Source organism: Streptomyces noursei (genome assembly GCF_001646665.1).
In the GTDB taxonomy this organism is placed as follows: Bacteria; Actinomycetota; Actinomycetes; order Streptomycetales; family Streptomycetaceae; genus Streptomyces; species Streptomyces lavendulocolor.
This window is the reverse complement of the sequence record NZ_LWBU01000101.1, coordinates 43420-60887: the sequence shown is the minus strand read 5'-3', so window position 1 is coordinate 60887 and position 17468 is coordinate 43420. Positions and strand designations below refer to the sequence as shown.

At 69.4% G+C, this 17468-nt stretch carries 12 protein-coding genes; 2 read left to right on the top strand and 10 right to left on the bottom strand.

All coding sequences use genetic code 11. The features are described from left to right. Positions 1 to 506 precede the first annotated feature (506 nt). Positions 507 to 6908, bottom strand: a complete 6402-nt coding sequence (locus tag A4V12_RS09835; RefSeq protein ID WP_159028838.1) for an SDR family NAD(P)-dependent oxidoreductase — start codon at positions 6906 to 6908, stop codon at positions 507 to 509. Between the two features lie 957 nt (positions 6909 to 7865). Between A4V12_RS09835 and A4V12_RS09830 the strand changes: the two genes are divergently transcribed. Then, positions 7866 to 8108 carry a hypothetical protein gene (locus A4V12_RS09830; RefSeq protein ID WP_064068883.1) on the top strand — a complete coding sequence of 81 codons (243 nt, stop codon included), beginning with the start codon at positions 7866 to 7868 and terminating at the stop codon, positions 8106 to 8108. A gap of 42 nt (positions 8109 to 8150) precedes the next feature. Then, a complete protein-coding gene (locus tag A4V12_RS09825; RefSeq protein WP_064068882.1) occupies positions 8151 to 9689 on the top strand; it encodes an ABC1 kinase family protein in 1539 nt (512 codons plus the stop codon). Positions 9690 to 10263: 574 nt separating this feature from the next. Here the strand turns inward: A4V12_RS09825 and A4V12_RS09820 are convergent. The 9 genes from A4V12_RS09820 to A4V12_RS09780 are packed head-to-tail and all read right to left on the bottom strand — an operon-like array spanning position 10264 to position 17444. Further along, positions 10264 to 11034, bottom strand: a complete 771-nt coding sequence (locus A4V12_RS09820; protein WP_064068881.1) for a 3-deoxy-manno-octulosonate cytidylyltransferase — start codon at positions 11032 to 11034, stop codon at positions 10264 to 10266. Positions 11035 to 11056: 22 nt separating this feature from the next. After that, positions 11057 to 11623, bottom strand: coding sequence for an NUDIX hydrolase (locus A4V12_RS09815; RefSeq protein ID WP_064068880.1), 567 nt, complete (start codon positions 11621 to 11623; stop codon positions 11057 to 11059). A 4-nt stretch (positions 11624 to 11627) separates the two neighbouring features. After that, on the bottom strand, positions 11628 to 12749 hold the full coding sequence (locus A4V12_RS09810; protein ID WP_064068879.1) for an adenosylhomocysteinase: 1122 nt from the start codon (positions 12747 to 12749) through the stop codon (positions 11628 to 11630). A 26-nt stretch (positions 12750 to 12775) separates the two neighbouring features. Next, positions 12776 to 13777 carry an NAD-dependent epimerase/dehydratase family protein gene (locus A4V12_RS09805; RefSeq protein ID WP_234372122.1) on the bottom strand — a complete coding sequence of 334 codons (1002 nt, stop codon included), beginning with the start codon at positions 13775 to 13777 and terminating at the stop codon, positions 12776 to 12778. 33 nt (positions 13778 to 13810) lie between these two features. Then, positions 13811 to 14647 (bottom strand): phosphotransferase, encoded by an 837-nt coding sequence (locus tag A4V12_RS09800; protein WP_064068877.1) that lies wholly within the window; start codon positions 14645 to 14647, stop codon positions 13811 to 13813. After that, the gene (locus tag A4V12_RS09795) at positions 14644 to 15300 is read right to left on the bottom strand and encodes a histidine phosphatase family protein (RefSeq protein WP_064068876.1); all 657 of its coding nucleotides are present in this window, start codon (positions 15298 to 15300) and stop codon (positions 14644 to 14646) included. Before A4V12_RS09795 ends, A4V12_RS09800 begins: the two co-directional genes overlap by 4 nt. Continuing rightward, positions 15297 to 16058, bottom strand: coding sequence for a phosphotransferase (locus A4V12_RS09790; protein WP_064068875.1), 762 nt, complete (start codon positions 16056 to 16058; stop codon positions 15297 to 15299). The genes A4V12_RS09795 and A4V12_RS09790 overlap by 4 nt, the downstream gene beginning before the upstream one ends. Next, complete coding sequence (locus tag A4V12_RS09785; RefSeq protein ID WP_064068874.1) at positions 16055 to 16900, bottom strand: class I SAM-dependent methyltransferase; 846 nt, start codon at positions 16898 to 16900, stop codon at positions 16055 to 16057. Before A4V12_RS09785 ends, A4V12_RS09790 begins: the two co-directional genes overlap by 4 nt. Positions 16901 to 16931: 31 nt before the next feature. Further along, entirely contained in the window at positions 16932 to 17444 is a 513-nt protein-coding gene (locus A4V12_RS09780; protein ID WP_064068873.1) for a topology modulation protein, read from the bottom strand. Positions 17445 to 17468 lie beyond the last annotated feature (24 nt).

Below are 17468 nucleotides of genomic sequence, written 5' to 3'. Positions count from 1 at the left end.
GTGAGGTCTGCTTGCTCGGGGCAGGGGATGGTGTCGGTCCTGGCGGCGGTGCGGGTCAGGATGTAGAGGCGGGTGTGCCGGTCGGGCAGGCGGTGGGCGAGGCGGGCCAGCCAGCGGACGGTGGACTGGGCAGGGTTGGCGTGCGCCGGGCCGGGGCGGGGCGGAGGCGGGAGGATGGCTACGACGTGGGCGGCGCCGGTGAGGCGGCGGATGAGGGCGGTGCCGCCGATGATGGTGCTGCGTTGGCCCAGGCGTTCCAGTTCCCGGCTGAGCTGGGCTGGCAGGCAGTCCGCGTCGGTGGTGTGGGCGGTGGTGAGCAGTAGCCAGGTGTCGGCGGGGGGTTGCGGGGTGTCTGCGGGTGGCTGGCGCGTGCGGTGCCCTGTATCCGGGGGCTGCGCGCGCCGGGTGTGGGGGTGGCTGCGGCCCCGCCGGGCGGCGGCGCTGCCGCGCGGGCCGCTCAGGCGGGGCGGCGTCATGTGAGCCTCTTTTGCCGGGGTGTTGTGGGGTCAAGCTGCGGGTGCGGGTGTGAGGAGGTGCTGGTCGGTGAGCTGGCCGAGGAGGTAGCGGGTCAGGGCGGCGGCGGTGGGGTTGGTCCACAGCGCGGTGTGGGGGAAGGTGCAGTGCAGGTCGCGTTGGAGCCGGTTGCGTACTTCCGTGGCGCGCAGGGAGTCCAAGCCGAGCAGCGTCAGGGAGGTTTCGGCGGTGCAGCGTCCCTCTTCCAGGCCCAGGGTGGTGGTGATGTGCTGGATGATGATGCCTTCCAGGAGGCTAGGACGCTGCTCGTCGGGGGCGGCGCGCAGGACGGCCAGTGCGTCGTCGCCACCACTGCCCGGCCCGGTGGCGTGTTGGGTGGGGGCCAGGTCGGTGAAGTAGGCCAGTTCGGCGGTGTCGGGGTAGGCGGCGAGCCATTGGGCGGGGTTGAGGGGGCTGTAGCCGGTGCGGGTCCGGTCGTGGCGCAGGATCGTTTCCAGGGCGGCGATGCCTTCCTCGGGGTCGATCATGGTGTGGCCGAGCTGTTGGAGGTGCTGTCCGCGGCCGTGCTGGGCCCAGGCTCCCCAGTTGATGGCGGTGGCGGGCAGGTTCTGGGCGCGTCGCCAGGTGCAGAACTCATCCATCCAGCCGTTGGCGCTGGCGTACGCGCCCTGTCCGGGGCTGCCCAGGACGGCGGCGATGGAGGAGAAGGCGACCCACCAGTCCAGGTCGAGGCCGGCGGTGGCGCGGTGCAGGTTCCAGGTGCCGTCGGCTTTGGGGCGCCAGACGCGGGTGAGGAGTTCGGGGGTGATGTTGGGGGCGGTGGCGTCCTCGATGACGGCGGCGCAGTGCAGGACACCGCGCAGACAGAAGCCCGCTGCCTGGGCGGTGTCTACGAGGTGTCCGGCGGTGGCCGCCTCGGCGAGGTCGGCGCACACCACATCGACGCGGGTGCCCTTGGCGCGGAGGTTTTCGATGAGGCGGGTGGCTTCGGCGCTGGGCTGGGAGCGGCCGGTCAGGACGAGGTGGGGGGCGCCGCTGCGGGCGAGCCAGCGGGCACAGAGCAGGCCCAGGCCGCCCAGGCCGCCGGTGATCAGGTAGCTGCCCTCGGGGCGTACCACGGTGACGTCGCGAGGGCGGACGGGGAGGGCGGTGGTGCCGTGGCCGGGCCAGGTGAGGATGAGTTTCCCGGTGTGCCGGGCTGCGGCCATGGTGCGGAAGACCTCGGCGGCGTCCTTGATGGGCCGGCAGGTGACGGGAAGCGGCGGCAGGGTGCCGTCCGCGAACGCCGCCGACAACTCCTCGTACAGGTCGGCGATGAGGGCCGGGTCCTTTCGCAGCAGCAGGTGCATGTCGATGCTGGCGAAGGTGATGTGGCGGCGGAAGGGCAGCAGGCTCAGGCGGGTGCCGCCGTAGATGTCGCGTTTGCCGATCTCCAGGAACCGGCCGTGCCGGGCGAGGAGGTCCAGGCTCGCGCTCTGGGCCGGCCCGGTCAGCGAGTTGAGGACGACGTCCACGCCCCGGCCGTGGGTGAGGGAGCGGATCTGCTCGGCGAAGTCCAGGCTGCGGGAGTCCATCACCTGCTTGAGGCCCAGCTCCCGCAGGTAGGCGCGCTTGGTCTCACTGCCCGCGGTGGCCCACACTTCGGCTCCGTGGGCGCGGGCCACGTGCAGAGCGGCCAGGCCGGTGCCGCCGGAGGCGCTGTGGATCAGGACGCTCTCCCCGGGCCGCACCCGCGCCTGGTGGTGCAGGGCGTACCAGGCGGTGAGGTAGGCGATCGGCAGGCCGGCGGCCTGCTCAAGGGAGAGGGTGTCGGGGACGGGCAGCGTCCAGTCGGCGCGGACCCGCACGAACGACGCCATGGGAGTGTCGAGGGCGACCGTGGTCACGCGGTCGCCGATGCGGCGGTCGGTGACCTGCTCCCCGACGGCGGTGATGATCCCCGCAGAGTCCGCCACCGCGGCCGCCGCCGGGTCTCCCGGCATGCGCATCTGCTGGTAGAAGCCCAGGGCCATGAGGACGTTGGCGTAGTTGAGGCTGGTGGCGTGGACGTGGATCTCGACCTCGTCCGGGCCAGGCGGCGGGCGGTGGCCCGCGGTCAGCCGCAGCGAGCCGAGGTCACCCACGTGCTGCTGGTCGAGCAGGACGCGGTCGGCCGCCCAGTCGATGGGCCTGTGCTGCTGGTCGGTGTCAGTCAGCGGCCGGGTGCACAGGCGGGCGGTGTAGCGGTGGCCGCCGCGGTGGGCGATGTCGTCCTGGCCGTCGGGGCAGGCCAGCAACTCCTGGGCGATGTCGCCGGTGCTGGTGGCGGAGTCGGTGTCCAGGACGGTGGGGCGCAGTTCAGGGTGTTCGTAGCTCACAACGCGCAGCAGGGCGCGCACCCCCGACTGGCTGAGGTCAGGGACATCGTCGGGCAGGACCTGGTGGGCGGTCGAGGTGATGGCCCACAGGCGCGGCGGGCTGTCACCGCCCTCGGACAGCAGGGGCTGGACGATGTCCAGCAGAAGCCGTTCGGCGTGGTGGCGGGCACGTGACGGCGCGTCCTCGTCCACGGCACCATCAGAGCCGAACAGGACGGCGACGCCCTCCAGCGGCGCCTGAGCAAACCGTAGGCAGTCCCGCAAGCGGGTGCGGGCCGGGCCGGTACCGGCGGTGTCCTGCTCGTGCTGGTGCGCGGTGTCGGCGGGCGTGGGCAGGGTGGCCAGGGTGGTGGTGGCGCCATGGGATTCCAGCACGCCGGCGACCTCCCGAGCGGTTTGTGTGCCGCCCGCGTCCACCACAAGCCACCTGCCACCAGCGGCCGGCGCCGGCTCGGGGAGGGGTGTTTGTTCCCAGCGGGTCTGGAGCAGGCGGCTGTCGAACTCCTCCTGCTCTGAGCGGGCCGGGAGCCGCACGAGTTCCCCGCCCTCCGCTGTGGCCAGGACGGCGCCGTCCGCGTCAAGGAGGCGGACGGTGGCCGTGGCACCGTCGTCTGTGGCCCCGCGTTCCAGGCGGATGTGGCAGTAGCGGCCCCGGGTGATGTCCCCGAACAGGCGCACCTCACCGATGCGGGTGATCAGCACCACCCCGTCGGCGGGGGCACGGGTGGCGAGCCACGCCATCAGGACTGCCTGGAGGCAGATGTCCATGGATGCTGGGTGCCAGTGCAGGTCGCGCACGGGCGGGCGGGCCGTGTCGGGCAGGACCAGTTCGGCGAGCACGCTCACCTCTTCCTCTGCCTGACGGTGGTTCACCCGCAGCGACACCAGGCCGGCGAACGCCGGGCCGTAATCCAAACCGAAGTGTTCGCGTACGTGTGCGTACAGCTCCTCGGCGGACTCCTTGTGTGTGTGCTCGGCGCGCAGCCTGTCCATGTCGGCGGGCGCCGGGGGGGCGGCGCGATGGTGGAACAGGCGGGCGGTGGCGTGCACGGTCCTGCCGGCGGCGTCGGCGCCGGGCACACTCAGCTCCCATAGGGCGCTGTCGGCTGAGGTGGTGGTGGCGTGCGCGGTCACCGTGACTGGTTCGGTCAGCGGCAGGACGTTGCGCAGTTCGAGGTCCTGCACGCACACGGCGGTGGGTTCGGCCGCGAACAGGTCAGTGGCGGCGGCCAGGGCCATCTCACACATGGCGGCGCCGGGCAGGACGGCGGTGCCGTCCACACGGTGATCCTCCAGCCACGGCAGGTCTGTGGTGTCCAGGACGTTCTGCCAGTAATGGGTGCCGTCCTGCCCGGGGTCGGCCAGGTACGGGCCGGTCAGAGGGTGCACCCTGGGCGGGGTGAGGCGCGCGATCTCGTGGTGCTCGCGCTCCCAGGAGGTCGGCGGCACATCGGCCAGCTCCCCGTGCGGGTACCGGCGCTCCCATGCAACGGGGTGGCCTGCGCAGTGCAGTTCGGCGAGCCGGGCAGCGAAAGCGGCCGGGCCGGCGGCGTTACGGCGCATGGAGGCGATGACGGCCGTGTCGTTGGTCCCGGCATCGGTGAGGGTTTCGCGCAGGGCGTGCCCGAGCAGGGGGTGGGGGGAGATCTCCAGGAAGACCCGGTAGCCGTCTGCGGCCAGCGCCCGCACGGCTGGGGCGAACTGCACCGGTTCACGCTGGTTGGCCGCCCAGTAGGCGGCATCCAGCACAACATCGGCGCGCGGGTTTTCGCGCACGGTGGTGTAGAACGGCACTGTCGGCGGCTGGGCCACCACCTCCTCCAGGACGTCTTGCAGGTCGTCCAGGATGCTGTCCATGTGCCGGGTGTGTGAGGCGACGTCCACGTTCACCAAGCGGGCGAACACGTCGTGCTGCTGCCAGTAGGCGACCATGTCCGCCACCTGCTTCGCGTTGCCGCCCACCACCGTGGAGGCGGGGGATGCGATCACGGCGACGTCGACGCTGTCCGCGCCTTGCTCGGCGAGGTCGTGCTCGACCTGCTCGCGGGGCAGGGCGACAGAGGCCATCCGGCCTGTGTCTCCTGTGCGCAGGGCCAGGCGGGAGCGGCGGCAGATCACCCGGGCCCCGTCCGCCAGGTCCAGGGCGCCCGCCGTCACAGCCGCGGCCACCTCGCCCATGGAGTGGCCGACCACCGCGGCCGGGCTGATGCCGTGGGCCCGCCACATCGCGGCGATGCCCAACTGCACGGCGAACAAGGTGGGCTGCACCCGGTCGAAGCCGGTCACCTCCGCGGGCGAGCCCAGCGTCTCTCGCAGGGAGAACCCGGACTCGGCGGCCACCAGCGGCTCCAGGTCGTCGATCACCCGGGTGAACGCCGCATCGACGTCCAGCAGGTTCTGGCCCATGCCCGCCCACTGCGAGCCATGCCCGGAGAACATCCACACCGGTCCAGGACCGGTATCGTGGAGCGCCGTCGCCTCGACCACGCCGTCCACCGTCTCGTTCTGGGCCAGGGAGCACAGCTTGTCCGCGAGTTCCTTGGTGCTGCCGGCCACCACCGCGGCACGATGACGCAGGTGTGAACGGCGGACGGTGAGCGTGTAGGCGATGTTCTCAAGCGGGGTGTCCTGGCCGTGCTGGTCCACCCAGTGGGCCAGGCGGGCGGCGCCGGCCCGGACGGCCGCCGCCGTCCCGCCGGAGAGGGGGAATATCTGCGGCACACCGGAACTGTCCCGCTGTCCCACCGCACCGGCCGCGCTCTGAGCGAGGGGTACTGGGGCCTGTTCGACGATCACGTGGGCGTTGGTGCCGTTGATCCCGAATGCGGAGACTGCGGCCAGCCGGGCCGGGCCCGGTACCGGCCAGGGCACCGGCTGCGTCGGCACGAACAGGCGGGTGGAGTCCGCGTCGATCTGCGGGTTCCAACGCGTGAAGTGCAGCGACGCCGGAATGGTGCCCGAGCGCACCGCGAGGATCGCTTTGAGCAGTCCGGCCACGCCAGCAGCGGGCTCAGCGTGACCGATGTTCGTTTTGACCGAACCGAGTGCGCACCGGGCCTGGCCCTGCCCGTAGACGGAGGCGAGTGCGGCGAACTCGATGGGGTCGCCGACCGCCGTGCCGGTCCCGTGTGCCTCGATCATGCCGATATCGCCCGGCTCTACGCCGGCGCGGCGCAATGCCTCACGGGCCAGGGCCGCCTGGGGCGGCGCGGACGGCGCGGTGAACCGGGTGCCGTGCCCGGTGTGGTTGATCGCGGAGCCCCGCAGCACGGCCAGGACCTGGTCGCCGTCGCGTAGGGCGTCCTCATGCCGCTTCAGCGCCACCACGCCGCAGCCTTCACTGCGTACATAGCCGTCAGCGTCGGCGTCGAACGCCCGGGAGCGGCCGGTGGGGGAAAATGCCGACCAGCTCGCGAGGACAGCAGCGGTCTCCGGCACCAGATTCAAGGTCACCCCGCCCGCCAGTGCCAGGTCGGCCTCCCCGGCCCGCAGACTCTGGCAGGCCAGGTGCACAGCGGTCAGGCTGGAGGCGCACTGAGCGTCCAGGGTGATGTTCGGGCCGCGTATGTCCAGCAGGTAGGCGAGGCGTCCCGAACCCACGCTGGCTAACCCGGTGTACAGGGCGTAGGGCTCGTCTCCCAGCTCCAGGGGGCGCCGGCTGCGCACTTCGTAGTCGTGACTGTAGATCCCGAAGAACAGGCCGGTCCGTGAGCCCTTCAGGGACAGTGGAGGGATGCCCGCGTGCTCCAGTGCCTCCCACGACACCTCCCACAGCAACCGGTGCTGCGGGTCCACCCACGCCGCCTCCTGCTTGTTGATCCCGAAGAACTCGGGCTCGTAGGCGTAGATGTCACCATCGAGGAAGCCGCCGTAGCGCATCCGCTCGGCCACCGGTCCGGGCAGCACCGCCAGTTGCTCCTGCGTCCACCGCTCGGCGGGCACCTCGCGCACCGCTTCACGACCCTCTTCCAGTAACCGGCCCAGTGCCTCTAGCGAGTTGGCCCCGCCGGGGTAGCGACATCCTGCGCCCACCACCGCGATCGGCTCATCCGCCGTCTCACGCCCCTCGACTGTCATCAGCAGTCCTCTCCTTCGTCGTTCCTTAGTTGGTCCTTGGTCGATGCGCCGCCTCACGGCGCCTTGGTGTGCGGGCTGCCCCGTGGGGCAGGGGAGACTGCCAGCCCTCGCCCGAATCCGGCGCACCCGCACCCGCCTCATTGCGGCAGCATGCATATGCCCCCTCTGTATTCCGGTGGGCATCGGATGCCGACAAGGGGACTACCCCTGGCGAGAAACGTTACTGCAGAAAACCCCTGCGGGAACGGAGCGCCGAAGAGTGCACAAGGCGTACGGGTGTCAGAAGAAACGAGCCCGCTCGCGCTGGCAACGCCTGCGTGCGACCGCGTGCGCCATGCGGTGAAGCCAGAAACCATCACCCGGCACCTCACTTCCGCATGACATGCCCCTCCTTCTCCGTATTCCCCGAGCGCCCCAGAGGCAGCCGGGACTATCGCACTTTCACGGCAGGAATATTCGGCACCACCGCACCCCGAACTTCTGGGGCAACAGAGAAACGAGTTGCCGCGCGTTCTCGCCCTCCGCCCCGCCCCGCCCCTCCAACAGGCCGCATAAATCCGGCCGTTCCAAGCACACAACCCGAGCACGGGAGTGAACCCTCTTGACAGGAAGCCGGAACAGGGCGTTAACGTCAGAGGGCCGGCAGAGGATTCCGAACCCCGTTTGCAGGTGCCTGAGAAAAATGTAAGCCGCAGCCCATCGAAGGTTCTTCCCAGATTTTCCGGTTGTTTTTCCGTTGCGCACTAATTCGGGCTGTTGCCATGAAGGGGGACGGGGGCGGATGTCAACAGCCCAAGACACCTGCCCCCCTGTGCCGGACCGATCAGGAGTCATCCGTGCGCCCCATGGGGGCAATGAACGCGCCTGGGCGGAAGGTTCCCGCGCCGACTGATTCCGTCCAGGCGCCCCGCCAGCAGAACGAGATATCACCGCACCCACGAGAAGGAGGATCTTGCTATGGCGAGGAAGAACGCCCTCACCCGGCTGGTCCGCAACAGTGAACGCATGGACAAGGACATCCGCCGGGGAATCCGCAAGGGCCTGGGCACCAAGAAGAAGAAGTCGAAGAACAAGAAGCGGGCGAAGAAGAACCAGCGTCAGATCAACGCGCTCGCCGGCCAGATCGGACAGCTCACCCAGCAGGTCTCCACCCTCGCCACCGTCGTGGCCGAGGACCGCAAGGGCAAACCGGCCGCGTAGCCTGCCCGCCCTTCCGCGCAGTGCGACGGACGAGGAGCATGCATGGCCCAGGGGCGTACCCGCCGCACCGTCCGCATCCTGTCCCGGTCCTTCGCCGACGAGGCCGGCCGCACCCTGAGCACCCGGCGCGGCCGGCCCGCCGTCCCCGACTCTGAGGACCGCAAGCTGCACAGGGCACAGACATTCCGCCGGACACTGGAGACGCTGGGCCCGCTGTATGTGAAAGTCGGACAGATCCTGGCCACCCGCCCGGACTTCGTCCCGAAATACATCCGGGACGAACTGGAGAACCTCAACGACAAGGCCAACGTCGAACCGTTCGCCCGGTTCGCAACGGTCCTGGAGGAAGACCTGGGCGCCGACTGGCGAGCACAGTTCAGGGAGATCAACACCGAACAGCCGCTGGGCGCCGCCTCTTTGGCCCAGGCATACAAGGCCGTCACCACCGATGGCACCCCCTGCGTCATCAAGGTGCAGCGCCCCAACGCCTCCGTGGCAGTCCTGGGCGACATGGCCGTTCTGAACAACCTTGCCCGGCTGATAGCGAAGGCGGCCCCGCACTTCAACGAAATCGTGGACGTCAAGGCCATGCTGGAAGTCCTTTTCACCGTCATGGAAGCCGAACTGGACTTCACACGCGAGGCACGCAACATGAAGGACGCCAGGAAAGCCGCCAGGCACTTCAAACGGATACGAGTGCCCAAGGTCATCACCGCCACCCCCCGGGTTCTGGTACAAACCTTCGCGGACGGTGTGCCCATCAATCGGGTGAAGAGTGACGACCTCAGCATGAAGCAGCGAAAAAAAATCTCCTACCAGCTCATCCAGTTCATGTTCCGCTGCTACTTCCTGGAAAGAAAATTCCACGCCGACCCGCACCCGGGAAACATCATCATCAGCCCCGACGGCAAAGCACACCTCATCGACTGGGGCATGGTCGGACGCCTCGACCGCACCACCAGCGCCGCCATCCTGGGCACCTTCATGGCAATGGCCCACAACGACGGCACCGCCATGGCCAGACAATGGGTCACCCTGGGCACCGCCACCCCGTGGAGCAACGTATCGGCCTTCATCGGCGACCTCACCCGCATCGTCCCCCACTGGACCGACGCCACCCTGGCCGAACTCAACTTCGGCGTCGCCCTCATGACACTGCTGCGCTACTCGTCCCACCGCGGCATTCAGATCACACCGCTCGTCTCGGTCGTGGGAAAATCCGTCGCCAACATCGAAGGATCCGTGCGCTTCCTCTACCCCAAACTGAAACTGTCCACCGCGCTGCGCAGAACACTCAAAGACATCATGCGAGACCTGCTGCTGGACACCCTCACCGAAGAACAAGCCGCCCAGAGCGCCCTGCACCTGCTGGGCACCCTCACCCAGACCCCCGCCCAACTGCAGGCATCCCTCACCGACCTCTCGACCCGCCAGCTCACCGTCCAGACCCGCACCAACCTGGGTGACCCCATCACTCCCGGCCGCCGTCAACGGATCCCGGGACGCAGCGGTGCGGTGCCGGCCGCCGCTCTAGGCGCCGCCTTCGGCCGGATCCGCGAACGAGCACGGAGGAAGTCATGACCGCCGCGACGCCACCCACCAACCCACGCCTTCGGCGAGTTCACCGCACACCCTCGGCCCCCGCCCAGGCCACAGTCACCGCCACGCCCCTGCCCTCCCCGCAACGCCCCGCCATCTGCCCGCACCACCACACTTCGCGCCGGTGTCCCTGATCAGCGACCTGGACGGGACGCGACTGTGCATCGTTCGGTGTGACTCCTGACCAAGGAAGATGCATCGATGACCAGCGGCCCTCGATGAACACGCCAGACAGGTGGTCACCAACATCAGTCACGCACCGTGACCAAAAGCGGATATCGACCCGCCAACTATTGCCCTCAAGATCCGCCAACCAGCTCCCTCCTGCTGCAGACGACCTGCGCCGCAGGGAGCATCACCCGCCAAGTACGATCCTCGGTCACACCACGGACCCTTGTTCGGCCCGGACGCCCACCGACGCACCGGTGGCCGACACGCCGACATTGGATACGCCTGTGACACTTGGGCTTTCGGGCCCCAACGCCCTGGGACCGTCCTGGACGACCCAGCAATGCCGTTCCTGCGGACTTCAAGGGGCAGCCGGGGGACTGGCCAGTCATAGAACCGGCTGAGAGTGAAGGAGCCTGCTGGCCCTCGCGAGGTCCTCCGGTGTGTCGACCGCGAGACCGTCGTCTATGACGCGGAGCATCCGTACACCATGGCCGTGTTCGACGAAGCGCAGCATCTCCACGCCTTCGGTGCGCTCCAGCGGCCCCTGCGGGAGGTGCCGGAACAGGCTGAGGGCCGTTCCGGTGAAGCCGTAGAGTCCGAGCTGCCGCAGGTACTTCGGCCGGTCCCCGCGCGGGTAGGGGATCGGCTGTCGGGAGAACAACAGGGCATTGCTCGCGGCGTCAACGACGACCTTGACGACGTTGTGGTCCAGGACGGTACCGACGTCGTCCAGCTCCGTGTACGCGTTCACCGCGAGCGTCCCGGGCGGCAGGTGTTCCAGGGCTTCCGAGACGGCGTCGATCGCGACGGGCGAGATGAACGGCTCGTCGCCTTGGACGTTGATGTATGCACCGGCGGGCAGGCGCTCCGCGCACTCTGCGACGCGATCGGTGCCGGTGAGGTGTTCTCCGGTGCGCACGCACTCGATGCCCAGGCCCTGACACGCCACCTCGATGCGTTCGTCGTCGGTGGCGACTACCACGCCATCGAGGCGCTTCGCTTCCAGGCAGCGCTGGTAGACGTGCCACAGCAGCGGCTTGCCCCTGAGCTGTGCCAGGGACTTCCCTGGAAAGCGGGAGGCTCCCCAGCGGCAGGGGATGACGGCTAAGTGGCGTCGGGGCGCGGTGCTCGGCGGTGCGGCGGTGGTGGCGGCCACGGCGTACTCCCGTTGGTGGGTGTCAGGAACGGGTGGGGCGGGGGAGGAGGGCCAGCTTGGCGCGGACGGTCGGCGATGCGGCATTCTCGAAGGAGCACCACTCGTAACCGCCGACCTCTTCGGCCTGGAGTGTCACGGTGTGTTGGGTGCGGAGGACGAAGGCCCAGCGGAAGTCCACGTGCTGGTGGGCCGACTCGCCCTTCGCGGCGTTCGCGGCGATGTCGTGCACGTCGATGTCCAGCGGCACGGTCTCGAAGCCCGGGAGGGGGACGACGGCGTCACGAGGGATACCGGTCTCCTCGAATAGTTCACGTAGAGCGGCACCAGGCAGGTCCTGGTCGCCCGGCTCGTTGTGGCCGCCGGGCGCGAGGGCCTTGCCCGTCACGTTGTGGTGGATGTGCAGTACCCGGTCTGCGGCGTCGATGACGATGGCGCTGCACGTGACGTGCGTGGGGAACGTCTTGCGGCTGGTCGGATCGTTCTCGCCGTCGAGAGCGGCCAAGAGCGCGGTCAGGACGTCTCGCTCGTCCGGGTAGCGGTCGAGGTACGCCTCTGCGGTGGCGCGGATGTGGTCGGGGGACGGTGGCATGGGATCACCTGTTGAAGGAGTCGAGCCAGGTCCTGGCGATGGCCTGGCGATCGGGTGCGGGCATGTCGTGCAGGCCGCTCTGGAAGCGGCCTTGGCTGAGGGCTGCGGTGGCGGCGAGTATCTCGGCTTGGACGAGATGGATGTAGGTGCCGACGGCGGCCCCATGCACGAAGTTGACGGCGCCGCCGTCGGCGAGGACGTAGAAGTAGTGGCCGGTGATCTCGTAGCGCGTCAGGTGTTCGCCGACCGGCGTGCGTTGATAGAGCCCATGGAGGCTGCCGAGTTCGAGTTCGTCCTCCGAGGACGTCACCGACACGAGGTAGGCCCCGTTTCGCAGCGCGGCGAAGTCGCCGTGGCGGAGTGCGAGGTTGCCGGTGGCGCACAGGACAAGTTCCGCGTCCTGGAGTGCCACGGCCGTTGATGTGCTCGTACGGAAGCCCTGGGAGTGGGCCTGCACCCTCTTGACCGGATCGGTGTCGTGCACGGTGACGCGCAGGTCCTGGGCTCGCAGGGTCTGAGCGATGGCCCGGCCGACTTTGCCGAACCCGATGACGCAGGCGTTTCTGCTGGTCAGGATGTCACCGCGGCCACGTACGAGGGCGTCGGTCGAGAAGACGATGGACCGGCCCACGAGGTGGTCCTCGCAGTCCTTCAGCGGGGAGCGGGCCACCGAGACGACGGGACAGGACAGGTGGTCGAGTGCCGCGTACCTCTGGTGTCCGTTCTCGGTGTCCTCGACGACGCCGAGGACGCGGCCGGAGAACTTCTCCACCAGGGTGTCGAGACACGGCGCGAAGTAGCCACCGATATCCACCAGGACGACGTTCCGGCCGCCGGCCGTGTCCTCCAAATACTCCAAGGCCCTGGTCGAGTCGGCAAACAGCTCTCGACTGAGGTCATGCACGGTGAAGGCGCGTCGGACCTGCTCCAGCGTCGGCTCGTCGACGGACCTGGGCTTGGGCAGGACGGCGGCGACCGTGGACGTCGCGGCCATCGCGCGGAGGAACGCCGGCCGCTCGGGCAGCAGGTGCGTGATGACCAGTGTGGTGACGGGGTCGCCGGCGGGAAACCGCGTCGTGATCTGCTGGAAGAAGGCGTTCAGCCGCGCCTTCTCAGGACTCTCCACTGCAACTCCTCGTGGTGTCGCGCGGGTTATGCCGCGCGGCTGTACGCGGCGGGCTCGGTGGCCAGTGCCTGCATCTGGGCCCGCATTCCGTTGGGGAGGTCGACCTGGGGCTGCCAGCCCAGGACCTCATGGGCGCGACCGGGGTTGGCGCGGGTGGTGAGGACGTCGCCGCTCCGCGGGTTCTCCTGGTGAACCTGGATCTCGCGCCCGGTAAGGCTGTTCGCGATGTTGATCACTTCGAGCAGGGAAGCGCTTGAACCGCCTCCCACGTTGATCACCCCGTTGGCCGTCGGGATGGTGGCCGCGGCGATGGTCGCGGCGACCGCGTCGTCGATGTACGTGAAGTCCCGGCGCTGGTGGCCGTCCCCGTAAAGGCGCAGCGGCTGACCGGTGAGGGCGGCCTTGAGGGCGCGGTGCGTGAACATGTCGGGGCGCTGCCGGGGGCCGTAGACCGTGAAGTACCGCAGGGCCACGACGCTGGTGGGGCAATGGGCCTGGGTCGCGTGCGCGAGGCAGAGCTGCTCCTCGGCGAGTTTCGTGACCGCGTACGGGGAGGCCGGCTGGGGCCGGTCGGTCTCGACGCTCGCACCGCCCTGGGTGGGGCCGTAGACGCTGGAGGACGAGGCCACCACGAGCCGGGGGACGCCCATCCGGGTGGCGGCTTCCATGACGCGGTGGGTGGCGAGGACGTTGGAGGCGACGTATTCGCCGAACTTCGGTCCCCAGGAGGGGCGTACCCCGGGGATGCCCGCCAGGTGGAAGACAGCGTTCGCGTTGACGAGCATCGGCTCGATCGCGCAGCTGAGGAGGTCCCCAGTGACGTGCATGTAGCCCGGGAGCCCCTGCAGGACGGCGAGGTTGGCTGCGACTGTGGGGTCCGTGGCCGGGTCGCGCCGGTCGACGCCGATGACGATGGTGCCGGCCTGGATGAGGGCGTGCGCCAAGTGGGAGCCGATGAAGCCGGCGGCGCCGGTCACCACCGCTCGACGGGGTACGGCGGTGGTCAGGTGGGATGAGAGCTGTGACACGGAGGTCTCCAGGAAGTCCGGGAAGGGGGTGGTTCAGAGGAGCCGGGCCAGAACGGTGCGGCCGTGGGTGCTGAGGGCGAGGTCGTCCTGCTCGTGTCCGCGGACCAGTGCGGTGACGGCCTCGATGGCGCCGAAGGACTCCAGCAGCCGCTGTTCGGTGTCGTTCAGCGGTTGTCCGTACCCGGCGAAGAAGGCCGTGCGGAGGTTGGGGGCGGCCTGCCACCGGCGGAACTCGAGCCGGGCGAAGTCCCGGATGCGGGCGTCGCGGCGCATGTGCTCGAAGTCGCACAGCCCGAAAACGTCGCCCAGGATCCAGTTCCGCGGCTGGTAGTCGAGGTGGCATACAGCGCTGTCCATGAGCGTGTTCGCCAAGACATCCGTGTGGTGGCTCAGACGGTCGCGTTCGACCGTGGAGATGAGGCCGGCCCGGTTTGCGCGGGCGGTCCAGTTGCGCAGCCGCTGAGCGAGTTCCGTGCCTACAGCGCCGGTACGCGCTACCGAGGTGGCGTGGTGCAGCTTGCCCAGCACTCGCCCGGCCTCATAGTGAGCCTGCTCCTCCTCGGGCGAACCTGGTGCGACCGAGTCCACCCGTACCCCGGGAACAGCGGTGAGCAGCAGGGTGCACGTCCTGTCCTGCCGGCCCACCACACGGGGGACGTGGCCGATCAGGTTGGCCCCCCAGGTCAGATAGGCGTGCAGCTCCCGGACGTACCGATCGCGTTCGCTGTGGTGTTTGGCGAAGAACTCGTTGCCCTCGGCATCGACCAGGCGCAGGACGCGGGGCGGGAGCGTCGGATCGTGCACGATCCGCACCGATCCGAGCGCGCCTCGGGCCAGGTTCAGGCGCGGGTCGTCGGACAGCGTGATCACGAGGCGGCCTCCTGCGCTAAGGCGGCCAGGTGCTCGGTGTCGTTGTGCCGGTCGAGCATCCACCGTCTTTGTCCGAGGCGGTTGAGGTGGTGCTGCCAGCGGCTGATGGAGCCGTGGGAGATCGTGAATCCGGCCGAGGCACCGAGTGGGATGCCCAGCAGCAGGGTGTGGGCGACGATCACGGTCTCGCCGTGCGCGGCGAAGAGGACGCGTTCGCCTTCGTGCTGGTCGATGAGTTCCCGCAGGAAGCGGCCGGCCCGCTCCAGGTAGCCGTTCCAGGTGTCGGATTCAGCAGCCCAGGGTCTATCTGGGTGGGCGTGCGGTCCACCATCGGCGGCGGTCTTCACTTCGGTCCAGGGCTGGCCGTCAGCGGCGCCGTGGATGGGACCGTCGAGACGCTCATCCACGGACAGGGGGATCCTGAGAGCCTGGCTCATGATCTCGCCGGTCTGGCGCAGGCGGATGCGCGGTCCGGCGTACAGCACGTCGAACGGCTCTTCGCGGTGCTCGGCGGCGAGTCGCAGTGCCACCTGCTCGACCTGCGCGTATCCGCGGTTGGTCAGCCCGGTGCAGGTGCGCGGGCCTCCGACCAAGCCGTCGACGTTGCACTGGGCCTCGCCATGGCGGACGAAGACGAGTTCGGTGGTGATCATGCGGAACCTCCCGGGCAGGGGTGGAGTGCCCCGCTGTGGCGGTAGCCGTTGCGCCAGACGTACGGGGCGGTCAGGACGGCATGCAGGGCGAGGAAGTCGTCGAGCCGCTCGCGATCCGTGGCACCGAGCCGGGCGTCGTGGCGTCCGGCGGCCTCGTTATACGCCTGCAGGCTCGCGTTGACGGACTCGGTCGGCAGAGGCCCGTACGTCAGGATCAACGTGGCGATCAGTTTCGCCAGGTCGTACGCCATCGGGGCGAGCGTGAGATCGTCGGTGTCGACGGTGTAGACGTCGCCAGCCTCGGTGATGATGAAATTCCGGGGGTTGCTGTCCTTGTAGAACGCGGTCGGCCCCTCGGCGGTCTTCTCCAGCAGCGCCAGCATCGCCTGGAGAGCGACCCAATCCGGCAGGTAGCCCTGTTCCAGCCTTCTTCGCAGGGCGGTTTGCCGGGGACCGACGTAGTCGCCGAACAGGGTGCCGTCCTGGAAGCGGTGCGGCGTGTTCAGCGCGGCCGGCCGGAGGTCGCTGCTCCAGGCGGCACCGTGGGCGTCGCCCAACAGCCCGGCCAGGGTGAGCAGGTCCTCGGGCCGGGCCGGTCGGCCGTCGATCCACTCGTACGTCAGGCTCGTCGGCCCGACTACCGTCAGCACCGGCAGACGCAGCGGCCGTGCGTGCTCGGCGAGCCAGGCGTGGTGACGGGCGGCCGAGGCCACCTTGCCGGGGGTCTCGTAGCGCTTGATGAACCGGCGGACGGTCACGGCCTGCCTCCCCGTGACCGGGCCACGAAGAAGGTGACGAGCGACCTGGTGGTGAGGGGCCGGTCCGGCACGAATTCGTGCAGGGTCGCCGCGAGGGCGCCGGGATTCCCGTACAGGCCGGGGGCGAGGTCGTACTTCGGGTTGGTGGCCAGGTACTCGGCAACGTGGTCGTGGCCGTCGAAGGTGAAGCTGTGCTCCTGCTGCTCCACGGCCAGTACGTCGAGCGACAGGGCGGCCAAGTCGGCGAGGTTGCCGCTGTGCGCCGAGATGTACAGGCTCTCGTGCTCCTCGGCCCGAGGGTCGAGGCCGGCGGCAGCGACCAGCTGGTCCATCTCCCGGTAGCTGTCGAGCCCCTTCGTGACGAGCACGGCCAGCCCTCCGGGCGCGAGCGCCCGCTCGATCTCCGCGACCACGGTCTGCGGGCGCGGCGAGTGGTACAGGCAGAACGCGGCGACGACGACGTCGCACGAGCCGGCGGCCACTGGGAGATGGTGGAAGTCGCCTTGAAGGAAGCTCGCCGGGAGGCCGGGCATCCGCCGGGCCCTTTGGAGCGCATGCTCGATCAGGGCCGGCGCGGCGTCGAGGCCGACGACGCGCCGGGACCGTAGCTCCTGGGCGAAGGTCAGGCTGCTCGTGCCGCGCCCGCAGCCAAGGTCCAGGACCAGGCCGAGACGGTCCGGCCGCTCGTGGTGGGCGCGCACCAGTCCGACGATCGTGTCCGGTACGGGGCGCCCAGTGGTCTTCGCCCGCATCAGGGCGTTGGACCGGCCAGCGAGCCGAGAGGCGTGCCCGTACAGCTCCTCCTGACGCGCGCGGTCCAGGAACGGGTTGGCGCCGCTCATGCCGCGCCCTCCCCTCGTGGGCGCGGAGCGCTCAACTGTGCTCGGCGGCGACCTTTCGCAGCCAGCGGCGCGTCTGCCGTCGGTTGGACAGCAACACCACGTCGGCACGGCCCGAGGCGAACTCCTCGATCTTGGCCATCACGCGCGGGCGCATCTTGCGGCGGTACGTCGCCACGTACTTGATCACGCCCCAGTGGATGCGGTTGTGCACCCCGTTGCCCTTGTGCCCGGCGCCGTGCCGGATCTGCCGGGAGAAGATCCCGTACAGCGCCGCCACGGTCGAGACGTCCATCAGGACCACCGTGTCGCAGGCTTCGAGCCGGATCTGCAGCGTCGAGTTGTAGTTCCCGTCGATCACCCACGCCGGCCGCGCGATCAGCTCCCGCTGAAGCGCGGCGAACTTCTCCATGGGCAGCTCGTTCCACTCGTCGTCGTAGAACGCGGCGTCCAGGTGCGTCACCGAGGCGTCGAGAATCCTGCCCAGCTCGCGAGCCACGTACGATTTGCCGCTGCCTCCGCAGCCGACGATGGCGACCTTCTTCATGATGCTCCAGCGTAGAGGCGCTAG

What these genes read in the sequence shown, in the direction of transcription:
- A4V12_RS09835 (WP_159028838.1), bottom strand. Translation starts at nt 6,908, where the DNA reads ATGACAGTCGAGGGGCGTGAGACGGCGGATGAGCCGATCGCGGTGGTG.
- A4V12_RS09830 (WP_064068883.1), top strand. Translation starts at nt 7,866, where the DNA reads ATGGCGAGGAAGAACGCCCTCACCCGGCTGGTCCGCAACAGTGAACGC.
- A4V12_RS09825 (WP_064068882.1), top strand. Translation starts at nt 8,151, where the DNA reads ATGGCCCAGGGGCGTACCCGCCGCACCGTCCGCATCCTGTCCCGGTCC.
- A4V12_RS09815 (WP_064068880.1), bottom strand. Translation starts at nt 11,623, where the DNA reads ATGCCACCGTCCCCCGACCACATCCGCGCCACCGCAGAGGCGTACCTC.
- A4V12_RS09795 (WP_064068876.1), bottom strand. Translation starts at nt 15,300, where the DNA reads ATGATCACCACCGAACTCGTCTTCGTCCGCCATGGCGAGGCCCAGTGC.
- A4V12_RS09785 (WP_064068874.1), bottom strand. Translation starts at nt 16,900, where the DNA reads ATGAGCGGCGCCAACCCGTTCCTGGACCGCGCGCGTCAGGAGGAGCTG.
- A4V12_RS09780 (WP_064068873.1), bottom strand. Translation starts at nt 17,444, where the DNA reads ATGAAGAAGGTCGCCATCGTCGGCTGCGGAGGCAGCGGCAAATCGTAC.